This is a genomic window from Streptomyces sp. NPDC002870, assembly GCF_042888505.1.
In the GTDB taxonomy this organism is placed as follows: Bacteria; Actinomycetota; Actinomycetes; order Streptomycetales; family Streptomycetaceae; genus Streptomyces.
Genome location: NZ_JBIAPW010000026.1, coordinates 110064 through 122429 on the forward strand (window position 1 = coordinate 110064; position 12366 = coordinate 122429).

The following is a 12366-nucleotide window of genomic DNA, read 5'->3' on the forward strand; positions in this document are numbered from 1 at the left end:
GCCGCCGGGCGCTGCCGGGCACCGGCCATCTCGGCCCAACGCACGGAGCCGTACGCCAGACCTGCGCGTACGGCTCCGTGTGTGTTGCCAGTTGCGCGTGCGGGTTACGTGTCGTCCCAGCTGAAGAAGCGCCAGGCGATCGCGGTCATCACGGCACCGAAGAGCAGCATGCCGCCCATCGTCGGCAGTACGTCCATGACGCCGCCGCCGCGACTGAGCACGGATTCGCTGCCCGTCACCAGGTACCGCAGGGGCATCACGGAAGCGATCCCCTGCAACCAGCCCGGAGAGTCGTCGAGCGTGAAGAACGAGCCCGACAGAAACGACATCGGCAGCACCAGCAGCTGCGCGAGGCCGCCGGCCGACTCCTCGGTCTTCGTGACCGCACCGACCAACAGGCCGATCGACATGAGGGAAAGGGTGGCACAGGCGATCAGCGGCAGGATGAGCCACCAGTTGCCGGACAGCCGGAGCCCGAAGAACGGCAGCGTGGACACGCCGAGGAAGAGCGCCGTCTGGCTGAAGGCGATGAACATGGTCACGCCGATCCTGGAAGCCACGACCGATCCCGCGCTGATCGGGGACAGGCGCATCCTCCGCAACACCCTCTTGCGGCGCAGGGACACCAGCGTCAGTGCCGTGCTGAACACCGCGCCCGAAGCGATCGCCCAGCCCAGCAGCCCCGGGGTGATGTACTGGATGGGCTTGAGGGACTCGTCCTCGACCGTCTGACTGCTCAGGGTATAGGTCGGCGGCTTGCCGGTGGCGGCCACATTGGCCCGCTCCAGCAGTGCGTTGACCGCCCCCCGGACGGTGCCCGCCTTGACCTGGTCGGTGGCGCTGTAGTGGAGCACGACCGTGCCACCGGAGCCCTGCTTGATCAGTGCGTCGTACTCGCCCTTCCTGACCTTGGCCAGCGCATCCGCCTCGTCCGTCACGCGGGTAATGCTGAGCACCTTGTCCAGCTCTGCACGGTCCTTGCCCCGCACGGCGTCCAGCACTTGCACGCTGCCGACTTCCGCGACCTTTGCGTGCCCGGTCGTTTCCCCTCTGAAGAGGGTGCCGAAGAGCAGCAGGAACAGCACGGGAAAGACGATCAGGAAGAAGACCGCTGCCTTGTCACGGGCGAAGACCAGGTACATCACGCGGGACAGCTCGCGGAAGGCGCTGAGCCGCTCGGCCTTCTTCCGGTCCGACCCCGGTTCCCCCGCCGGCGCCGTACGCCTCTCCGGCGCCGGGTCCGCCTGCCCCTGCGTGCCTTCGGCCGTCGCCTCCTCGGTGTGATCGATGCTCACGTGCGCAACTCCCGTCCGGTCAGCTGGAGGAAGACGTCCTCCAGGGTTGCGCCGCGTACCTGCAGGCCACGCAGCGCGCCCTGGGCGGCCAGGACCGACAGCACCGGCCCGGGCACCCGGGTGGACAGCGTCAGTGACACGCCGTCGTCCTCCACCGACGAGATCTCGGCATTGCCCGCGGCGAGGAGCTCGCGCACGGCGTCGGTGGAGACCAGCCCGGACTCCACGCTCACCCGCACCGTGTCGTCCAGCTCCCGGACCAGTGCGGCCGGGGGGCCGGTCCTGAGCACCTTGCCGTGGTCCATCACCGACACCCGGTCACAGAGGATCTCTGCCTCGTCCATGTAGTGCGTGGTGAGGACCACGGTGCGGCCCTCCCGGTTGATGTCGCGCAGGAGATCCCACAGGTTGCGGCGGGACTGCGGGTCCAGGCCGGCGGTGGGTTCGTCGAGGAAGACGAGTTCCGGGTTGTGCACCAGACCGCAGGCGATCGACAGCCGCTGGGCCTGCCCGCCGGAGAGTTTCTCGGCGTGGACCCCGCCGAACTCCGAGAGTCCCACCCGCTCCAGCCACATGTCGGCATCGCGGGCGCTGATGCGGTAGAAGGAGGCGAAGAGGCGGATGGTCTCGCGTGTGGTGAGCCGCTCGTAGAACGACGAGGCCTGGAACTGCACACCGATGCGCGGCAGCAGCTTGGTGTTGCGGGGCCAAGGGCTGAGACCGAAGAGTTCGATATGCCCCTCGTCGGGCCGGCGGACGCCTTCCATTATCTCCAGGGTGGTGGTCTTGCCCGCGCCGTTGGGGCCGAGAATGCCGTAGAACTCGCCGGTCTCGATCGTCAGCGACACCCCGTCGACGGCCTGGATGTGCCCGTAGCGTTTCTTGAGATCTTCCGCCTTGATTGCCGCTTTGACCGCGGTGGTCATGACATGCCGACCGGGACGGGGCAGGCGTGCTCCGCAGGCCGGTCCGAGAGTTTCTGCAGGTCCATCACTCGACGTCGCTCTCTTCGTGGTCGGTGGGGTTCGGGTGCCGGCGAACCGGGGCATCCGTCCGAGTGCCGGCTTCCGGTGGGCCAAGCCGAGGCGAGGAGCCGATCGGCGGTGGGACGGCCCCAGCCCAGCACGGTTGGCGGAACCCCGGCCAGCGACTGCCCCGAACTCTAGGGAATTGCTGGAACGCCGCCGGCCCGTCGAACCGGGTCGGCCCGGCCCGGCATCCGTCGGCTCATCAGGACCCGGGCGGTCCTCACGCCGCCTGTGGCCAGGGATGCCACGAGGGCGCGACGGAGCCACTGCCGACGCGTCGTTGCCCGGATTTCCCTAGACAACGCCGGACGGCATACGCCGCGTCAGGACGGCGGTGCTAGCGTCCGATTCCGTTCGGCCGTGCGAATCTCCGATTCCCGGTCGTGGCTGCCAGACCTGTGTCTTTCCGTATGCCCGTCCCGGTGCATCGAGGGCCGCCCCGGTCTGCCTTCGTCAACATCAGGAGACACTTGTGACTGATGTACAGCCCGCTCCCGACATTCCCGCTGCCACCGAGCCGGTTCCCATCGGCAAGGTGAGGATCAGGGACTTGCGCAAAATGACGGCTCATGTGCCGCGCTTCCTCACCGGTCTGCGTGAGGAGTACGGGCCTATCATGCGCGTCCCGTTCGGGAATCAGTACGCCTTCATAGTCAGCGACCCCGACGTGGTCCAGGACGTGATCATCGCGTCGAGCCGTAAGTTCGACAAGGATGCGCAGAAAGTCGGGCCGGGTCCCGACGACTGGGGTTCGACTCTGGAGCGGGTCCTGGGCAAGGGACTGGTCACCAGCGCGGGCGACTATCACCGCAAGCAGCGCCGGCTCATTCAGCCGGTTTTCCACCGGCAGCGGATCTCGGGTTACGGCGAATCGTTCGCCAAGATTGCTTCGGAGGCCTCCGACAAGTTCTCCGACGGAAAGCAACTGGACTTTCAGGAGGCGATGTACGAGCTGGCTCTGGGCATGGTGACCAGGACCCTCTTCGATGTTTCACTCGACAGCGACGTCGCATCGACCATCCGCACGGCGTTCCCCCGCAAAGGTGGGCCCCTGCGGTGGGAGATGAGCCCCATCTGGAAGTTCCTGCTGTACCTGCCGCTGCCGGCGAACCGTCAGTTCAAGCGCGGCCTGAGGAACGTCGACGCCATCCTCTACAAAATGATCGAGGAACGTCGCCGAGGTTCCGGCGACGGCGAGGATCTGCTGTCGGTGCTCCTCACCGTGCAGGACGGCGACACGGGCGAGAAGCTGGACGACAAGGAGCTGCGCGACGAGGCGATGACCCTGCTGATGGCCGGGCACGAGACCTCGTCCGGAGCCCTGACCTGGGCCTACTACCTGCTGGGCACCAATCCCGAAGCGAGGGAGCGGCTGCACGCGGAACTGGACGAGGTGCTGGGAGACCGGCTGCCCGAGGTTTCCGACCTGCCGCGGCTGAAGTGGACCGATGCGGTGTTCACGGAGGCGCTGCGGCTGTATCCCCCCGCCTGGATCCTTGTCCGGCGCGCGGTGACCGAGTTCACCGCTCTCGGGTACCACATTCCGAAGAACAGCGTGATCATGGTGAGTCCCTACATCGTGCACCGCGACCCGCAATGGTGGCCGGAGGCCGAGCGCTTCGCCCCGCAGCGGTGGGTCGACTCCGACGACGGCGACCCGCTGAGCGGCAATGCGACAGCTCCCGGACGGCCCAAAATGAGCTACCTGCCCTACGGTGCCGGACCCCGGCAGTGCATCGGCAACTCCTTCGCGCAAATGGAAGGGGTCATGGCGCTGGCCACGCTCAGCAGGAAGTGGGAATTCGAGCCGGTCGGCCCGCCCCCCGCCCGGGTGACGAGCGACATCACCCTCCAGCCCCGGGGCGGCCTGCAGATGATCCCGCGGCGTCGGCGCTGACCGGAGGCCGTCCGGCCACGGCAAACAGTAGGAGTACCCCTAGATGCCCCGGGGCCTGGGCGACGAAGGCCGCAACCAAGCTCCAGTATGGAAAAGATCAGAGCATCGATCGTTTCGCAGCCGCGCGGCAGTCGGACCCGGCCGGAATGCGCAGTCGGCGGTGAGTCGGATCCGTCCGTAAGGTGGAGGCTGTGGCCGTGTTGCCAGAATGCGGAATTTCTTCGGAAGAAGCCGTGGCGGTTGTCGGAATATCCTGCCGACTTCCCAAAGCGCCCGATCCTGCTACGTTCTGGCAGTTGCTCAGGCATGGCGAAAGCGCCGTGACTCAGACACCCGGAAACCGGTGGGACGCGGATCCACTCCACGATCCGGCCGATTCGTCGGTGGACCGGACGCACCCGCGATGGGGCGGGTTCCTCGACCACGTCGATCGATTCGATCCCGGCTTCTTCGGCATATCGCCCCGCGAAGCCATGGTGATGGACCCTCAGCAGCGGCTGATTCTGGAACTCGGCTGGGAGGCGCTGGAAGAGGGCGGAATTGTTCCCCGAGGGCTCCGGGGAAGCAGGACCGGCGTATTCATCGGAGCGATCTGGGACGACTACGCCACGTTGGCGCGCAGGCTCGGGGTGGAGGCCATCGGCCAGTACACCCTCACCGGGCTGAACCGTGGCATCATCGCCAACCGGCTGTCGTACCTCCTGGGTCTGCGTGGTCCCAGCCTCACCCTGGACACCGGTCAGTCCTCTTCGCTGGTCGCCGTTCACATGGCGTGCGAGAGCCTGCGTCGAGGCGAGTCCGACCTCGCGCTCGCGGGCGGCGTCAACCTGACTCTCGCATCCGACAGTGTTATCGCCTCGGCCAAGTTCGGCGGGCTTTCCCCGGACGGCCGTTGCCACACATTCGACGCGCGCGCGAACGGCTACGTCCGCGGTGAGGGCGGCGGCCTCGTCGTCCTCAAGACACTCTCGCGCGCCCTCGCCGACGGCGATCAGATCCACTGCGTGATCCGCGGCACCGCGATGAACAACGACGGCGGTGGCGAAGGCCTGACCGCGCCTGACCGCGCCGCTCAGGAGGACGTCCTGCGGGAGGCCTACCGCAGGGCCGGTGTGAACCCCGCCGATGTGCAGTACGTGGAACTGCACGGCACCGGGACGAAGCTGGGCGACCCCATCGAAGCGGCGGCCCTCGGTGCCGTGCTCGGCGGTGCCCGGCCCGCGGACTCCCCGCTGCTCGTCGGATCCGTGAAGACCAACCTGGGGCACCTGGAGGGCGCGGCCGGCATCGCCGGACTCATCAAGGCGATTCTGGCGGTCAGCAGGAGAGAGATCCCGCCCAGCCTCAACTTCCGTACGCCCAACCCGGACATTCCGCTCGACAGCCTGAACCTGCGAGTCGGCACCTCGCTGACCCCATGGCCGCGGAAGGACGCATCCCTGCTCGCCGGGGTCAGTTCGTTCGGTATGGGCGGCACCAACTGCCATGTGGTGCTGTCGGACTGGACCGCCGCGCAGCCGGCCGTCGGCCGCAACGCCGACGCCGACGGTTCGGAAACGGGCGGGCTGCTCGCCCGCCGACCCGGGGCGGCCGACGCCCCTACGATGCTGTGGGCGCTGTCGGGCCGCAGCGAACCTGCCTTGCGGGCCCAGGCCGGTCGGCTGCTGGCCCATGTGAAGGCGAACCCCGGTCCGTCGCCCGCCGACGTGGGGTTCTCCCTGGCCACGGGAAGGTCCTCGTTCGAGCACCGAGGCATCGTGCTGGGCCGGGACCGCGACGAACTCCTGCAGGGCCTGGAAGCCCTGGCTGAAGGCGCGGGGGCCCCCGGCCTCGTGGAGGGACGCCCGGCCGCCGACATCAGCCAGAGCGAGGACGCCCGTGGCCCGGTGTTCGTGTTCCCGGGCCAGGGGGCTCAATGGGCCGGCATGGGAAGGGAGTTGCTGGACGCCTCCCCGGTCTTCGCCGCCTCGATGCAGGCATGCGCAAAGGCGCTCGATCCATTCGTGGAGTGGTCTCTGCTGGATGTGGTGCGGGGCGCTTGTGGTGCTCCGTCCCTGGACCGCGTCGACGTGGTGCAGCCGGTGTCCTGGGCTGTGGCGGTGTCGCTGGCGGCCGTATGGCAGGCATGCGGCGTGGTGCCGTCCGCGGTGGTGGGGCATTCGCAGGGTGAGATCGCGGCGGCGTGCGTGGCCGGTGGGCTGTCGTTGGACGACGGCGCCCGGGTGATGGCGCTGCGCAGCCGGGCGCTTACGGCGGTTGCGGGCCGGGGCGGAATGGTCTCGGTGGCTCTGCCTGCGGCAGAGGTGGAGCGCGAACTCGCCGAACGCTGGCCGGACCGTGTATCGGTGGCGGCGGTGAACGGCCCCGGGGCGGTGGTGGTGTCCGGCGACACGGACGCCCTGGAGGAACTGCTGGTCTGGTGCGAGCAGCGCGGGGCCCGGTCGCGGCGAGTACCGGTGGACTACGCGTCGCACTCGGCACACGTGGAGGCGATCGAGAACGAGCTCGTCGACGTACTGGCCGCTGTGGCACCGAAGTCCGGGCAGGTGCCGTTCTTCTCCACGGTCGAGGCGGGTGTCGTGGACACCGCCACGCTCGATGCCGGCTACTGGTATCGCAATCTGCGGCAGCCGGTCCGCTTCGACGAAGCGGTCCGTGGACTGCTGGAACACGGCCACGGCGTCTTCGTCGAGGTCAGCCCTCACCCGGTGCTGACCGGCGCGCTCATGGAGACCGCCGATGACGCGGGCACCGATGCCGTGGCGATCGGATCGCTGCGCCGGGACGAGGGCGGCAGCGATCGTCTGCTCAACTCGCTTGCCGAGGCGCACGCCTCCGGTGTCGTACTGGACTGGTCGGCGCTGTTCGCCGGAACCGGTGCGCGTCGGGTGGACTTGCCCACCTACGCCTTCCAGCGCCGTCGGTACTGGCTGGAGGGTGCTTCCGGTGACATTGTCCCGGAAGCGCCTCGGCCCCTTTCCACGGCGGACGAGCTGCCAGAAGCTGACAGCACCGATCACTTCGAGCAACCGCAACTGCTGAGCCGGTTGGCCGACGCCTCGGACAGCGAGCGGCGCAGCGCCATGCTCCAGGAGATACGTACGCACGCCGCGGCCATCCTGAGTCACGCGTCCCCCGACCAGGTCGAGCCGCGATGGACGTTCAAGGGCCTCGGATTCGACTCGTTGACCTCCGTGGACCTCCGCAACCGCCTCAAGACGGCGACCGGACTGAGCCTGCCGACTTCGCTGCTCTTCGACTACCCGACTCCGGCGGCGTTGGCCGGCTACCTGGCCGACGAGGCGGTGGGCCGCACGCACGAAGAATCCGGATCCGAGCCGGCCGCGTCGGTGGTGTCGGACGACGATCCGGTGGTGATCGTCGGGATGGCGTGCCGGTTTCCGGGCGGCGTGGAGTCTCCTGAGGATCTGTGGCAGCTGGTCGTTGACGGTGGCGAGGGAATCGGCGGGTTCCCGGCGGATCGTGGGTGGGATCTGGAAGGGGTGTTCGACCCGGATCCGGGGAAGCTCGGCAAGACGTACGTGCAGAGGGGCGGGTTCCTCTACGACGCGGCGTCGTTCGATGCGGGGTTGTTCGGGATTTCGCCGCGTGAGGCGTTGGCGATGGATCCGCAGCAACGGTTGCTGCTGGAGACGTCGTGGGAGGTCTTCGAGCGGGCCGGGATCGCTCTGGAGTCGCTGCGGGGAAGTCGCACGGGTGTGTTCGCGGGGGCGATGGGCCAGGAGTACGGGTCCTGTCTGCGCGGGTCTTCGGACGGTGCCGACGGGTATGTGCTGACCGGGAACCACGCCAGTGTGGCGTCGGGCCGGATCTCCTACACGTTCGGTCTGGAGGGACCGGCGGTGACGGTGGACACCGCGTGCTCGTCGTCCTTGGTGGGGTTGCATCTGGCGGTGCACGCGTTGCGGTCGGGCGAGTGTGATCTGGCGCTGGCCGGTGGCGTGACCGTCATGTCGACACCCAACACGTTCGTCGACTTCAGTCAGCAGCAGGGGCTGTCCACCGACGGCCGGTGCAAGGCGTTCTCGGATGCCGCGGATGGTACGGCGTGGTCCGAGGGTGTGGGTGTGCTGCTGGTGGAGCGGTTGTCGGATGCCCGGCGCAACGGCCACCAGGTGCTCGCGGTGGTGGCTGGTTCCGCCGTGAATCAGGACGGTGCGTCGAATGGTCTGACGGCGCCGAACGGGCCGTCGCAGCAGCGCGTGATCCGTCAGGCGCTGGCAGGGGCGGGTCTGTCGGCGGCGGATGTGGACGCGGTGGAGGCGCACGGCACCGGGACGCCGCTCGGGGACCCGATCGAGGCGCAGGCGTTGCTGGCGACGTACGGGCAGGGCCGGCCGGAGGGACGCCCGCTTCTGCTCGGGTCGTTCAAGTCGAACATCGGTCACTCTCAGGCGGCTGCGGGTGTCGGCGGCGTGATCAAGATGATCATGGCGATGCGGCACGGGGTACTGCCGCGCACTCTGCACGCGGATGTGCCGTCTTCGCGTGTGGACTGGTCCGCCGGGGATGTGAAGCTGCTGGCGGAGAACACGGAGTGGCCGGAGAGCGATCGGCCGCGTCGGGCGGGTGTGTCGTCGTTCGGTATCAGTGGGACGAATGCGCACGTGATCCTGGAGCAGGCTCCGCCGGTGGAGGCTGTCGCGGACGAGGACGCTGGGTCCGGTGAGGGCGAGGGTCGCGAGCTGCCGGTGGTGCCGGTGGTGGTCTCGGCGGTGAGTCCCGATGGTCTGCGGGGGCAGGCTGAGCGGTTGCTGTCGTTCGTTGAGGCTGACCCCGAACTGCCGCTGAGCGATCTGGCCCTGTCATTGGTGACGACGCGCTCGACGCTGGAGCACCGGGCAGTCGTACTCGCCTCGGACCGGAACGAGCTGCGCGCGAGTCTTGCGGCGCTGGCGGCCACCGAACCCTGGCCGGGTGTGATCACCGGTCGCGCAGCGGACGGGGGTCGTACGGCGTTTCTGTTTGCGGGGCAGGGTTCGCAGCGGTTGGGGATGGGGCGGGAGTTGTACGGGGTGTTCCCTGCCTTTGCCCGGTCGTTCGACGAGGTCTGTGAGCGGTTCGACGGTGAGTTGGGGTGTTCGCTGCGTGGGGTGGTGTTCGGTGATGATGCGGAGTTGCTGAACCGGACTGAGTTCGCTCAGCCTGCGCTGTTCGCGCTGGAGGTGGGGCTTTTCCGGTTGGTGGAGTCGTGGGGTGTGCGGCCGGATGTGTTGTTGGGGCATTCGGTTGGTGAGTTGGCGGCCGCGTATGTGGCGGGGGTGTGGTCGCTGGAGGATGCGTGTCGTCTGGTGGCGGCGCGTGGCCGGTTGATGCAGGCGCTGCCCGAAGGCGGGGCGATGGTGGCTGTGCAGGCGTCGGAGGCGGAGGTGTTGCCACTCCTGGCGGGCCGCGAGAGCGAGGTGAGCCTCGCGGCTGTCAACGGTCCGCACTCCGTGGTCGTGTCGGGTGTGGAGGCAGCGGTCGCGGAGGTCGCTGACTATTTCCGCGGTTTGGAGCGTAAGACGACGTCGTTGCGGGTGAGTCATGCGTTCCACTCGCCGTTGATGGACCCGATGCTGGAGGACTTCCGCCGGGTCGCGGAGAGCATTTCGTACGACTCGCCGCCGCGGATCGCGGTCGTGTCCAATGTGACAGGTGAACTCGCCACACCGGAGGAACTCACCTCGCCGGAGTACTGGGTGGGGCATGTCCGTCATGCGGTGCGGTTCGCCGACGGCATTGAGCGTCTGGAGGAGCAGGGTGTCAGCCGGTTCCTGGAGTTGGGACCGGACGGCACGCTGACCGCCATGGCCCAAGCATGTGTGTCCGGCGACGACGGAGTGCTGGTTCCCACGCTGCGGAAAGACCGTGCCGAACTCGACTCGGTGATGTCAGCCGTGGCCGCCGTGTTCGCGCACGGGGGCGAAGCGGACTGGGCCTCGCTGTTTGTGGGAACAGGCGCACGCCGGACCGATCTGCCGACGTACGCATTCCAGAGGCGCAACTTCTGGCCGACCCCTGGGACTGCCTCGGGGGGCACCGTGGCCGGCCTGGGCCTCTCGGCTCCGGGTCATCCGCTGCTGGGTGCGGCGGTGGAGTTGGCGGGGGCCGACGGGGTTCTGCTGACTGGCAGGTTGTCGTTGCAGTCGCATCCGTGGCTGGGCGATCACATGGTCGCGGGCAGGGTGTTGTTCCCGGGGACGGGCTTCCTGGAGCTGGCGGTGCGGGCCGGTGATCAGGTGGGCTGTGACCGGGTGGAGGAGTTGACGATCGCGGCGCCGCTGGTGATTCCGGAGCTCGGTGGCGTGCGGATTCAGGTGGTGGTCGACGGGCGGGACGAGTCCGCTGTGCGTGAGTGCCGCTTTTATTCGCGTGCGGGGGACGCGGCGGATGATGATCCGTGGGTGCTGAATGCCACCGGTGTGCTGGCAGCGGCTCCTGTGCCGGAGTCCGGGCGGTTCGACTTTGGTGTGTGGCCCCCGCAGGGTGCCGTGACGGTGCCGGTGGATGGTGTGTACGGGCTGTTCGCCGAGGCGGGGTTCGCCTATGGCCCGGTGTTTCAGGGACTGCGGGAGGTATGGCGGCGGGGCGAGGAGGTGTTCGCCGAGGTCGGGCTTCCCGAGCAGCACGAGGATCTGGCCGGTGGATTCGGTGTGCATCCGGCGTTGCTGGACTCGGCACTGCACGCCGTGCTCCTGAGTCTGTTTGACAGCGGTGAGAGTTCGCTGCGGTTGCCGTTCTCCTGGGGTGGTGTGTCGTTGCTGGCTTCGGGTGCGCGGGCTTTGCGGGTGCGGGTGGTGAAGGCCGGGCCGGAAGCGGTCTCGCTTCAGCTGGCGGACTCCGCCGGTCGCGCTGTGGCCTCGGTCGATTCGCTCGTCCTGCGAGAGGTCTCGGGCGAACTGGCCGCAGGCGCGCATGGCGAACATCGGGACTTGTTCCAGGTGGACTGGGTGGAGAAGCCCTTGGTGGGTGAGCCGGTCCCTCCCGTGGACCGCTGGGCCGTGGTCGGGGAGGGCGCGGAAGCGCTGACTGCGGGTTCGATCGACGCGGAGGTGTACGCCGACCTGGCCGGCCTGAGTACGGATGTCCCGCGGTTGCTGCTGCTCCCGTGTGGCCCGAGCCCATCCGGTGGGGCCGACGTGCCGGGGGCGACGCGTTCGGTGTCGGCTCGGGTGTTGGGTGTGGTGCAGGAGTGGTTGGCGGAGGAGCGGTTCGCGGGTTCGCGGTTGGTGGTGGTCACCGAGGGGGCGGTGGCGGTTGATCATGGTGCGCCGGATCCGGTGCTGGCGGCGGTGTGGGGTTTGGTGAGGGCGGCGCGGGCGGAGAATCCTGGCCGGTTCGTGCTTGTGGATGTGGATGGCACGGCCGAGTCCTGGGCCGGGCTCGGAGGTGCGCTGGCCCTGGACGAGCCCGAGTTCGCGCTGCGCAGAGGTGCGGTGTTCGTGCCTCGTCTGGACCGGGTGGCATCCAAGGGAACTGGTTTGGAGCCACCCGAGGGGCCTGCCGACTGGCGGTTGGACATTGCCGAGAAGGGGACCTTGGAGGGCCTGGTCACTGCGTCCTGCCCCGAGACCGCGGGCGAGTTGGGGGCTGGCCAGGTTCGGATCGCGGTGCGGGCTGCCGGCGTGAACTTCCGTGACGTGCTGAATGTCCTCGGCATGTATCCGGGTGACGCAGGGCCTTTGGGCCTGGAAGGCGCCGGCGTGGTCACGGAGGTCGGCCCGGGAGTGACTGGATTCGCCCCGGGGGATCGGGTGATGGGGCTGTTCCCGTATGCCTTCGGGCCGGTGGCGGTGGCTGACGAGCGCACCGTCATCCGTATTCCGGAGGGATGGTCGTTTGCGCAGGCTGCGGCTGCGCCGGTGGTGTTCCTGACGGCGTATTACGCGCTGGTGGACTTGGGCGGGCTCCAGGCGGGTGAGTCGGTGCTTATCCATGCTGCTGCGGGTGGTGTGGGTATGGCTGCGGTGCAGTTGGCGCGGCATCTGGGTGCTGAGGCGTTCGGTACCGCGAGTCCCGGGAAGTGGGGGACGTTGCGCGGGTCGGGCCTGGACGATTCGCACATTGCGTCTTCGCGTGATCTGGATTTCGAGCGGTCGTTCCTGGATGTGACCGGTGGCCGGGGTGTGGATGTGGTGCTGGA

Annotated in this window: 4 protein-coding genes; 2 read left to right on the plus strand and 2 right to left on the minus strand. The window is 68.4% G+C overall.

Going from position 1 to position 12366, the window contains the following annotated elements:
• Nucleotides 1–104: 104 nt before the first annotated feature.
• The gene (locus ACFYWY_RS27240; RefSeq protein WP_389190657.1) at nucleotides 105–1295 is read right to left on the minus strand and encodes an ABC transporter permease; all 1191 of its coding nucleotides are present in this window, start codon (nucleotides 1293–1295) and stop codon (nucleotides 105–107) included.
• The gene (locus tag ACFYWY_RS27245; RefSeq protein WP_389190658.1) at nucleotides 1292–2221 is read right to left on the minus strand and encodes an ABC transporter ATP-binding protein; all 930 of its coding nucleotides are present in this window, start codon (nucleotides 2219–2221) and stop codon (nucleotides 1292–1294) included. The genes ACFYWY_RS27240 and ACFYWY_RS27245 overlap by 4 nt, the downstream gene beginning before the upstream one ends.
• A 574-nt stretch (nucleotides 2222–2795) precedes the next feature.
• Between ACFYWY_RS27245 and ACFYWY_RS27250 the strand changes: the two genes are divergently transcribed.
• Together ACFYWY_RS27250 and ACFYWY_RS27255 are read left to right on the plus strand one after the other, a co-directional pair.
• The gene (locus ACFYWY_RS27250) at nucleotides 2796–4220 is read left to right on the plus strand and encodes a cytochrome P450 (RefSeq protein WP_389190659.1); all 1425 of its coding nucleotides are present in this window, start codon (nucleotides 2796–2798) and stop codon (nucleotides 4218–4220) included.
• A 197-nt stretch (nucleotides 4221–4417) separates the two neighbouring features.
• Nucleotides 4418–12366, plus strand: a 7949-nt coding sequence (locus ACFYWY_RS27255) for a beta-ketoacyl synthase N-terminal-like domain-containing protein (RefSeq protein ID WP_389190663.1), incomplete at its 3' end; no start/stop codon positions are given.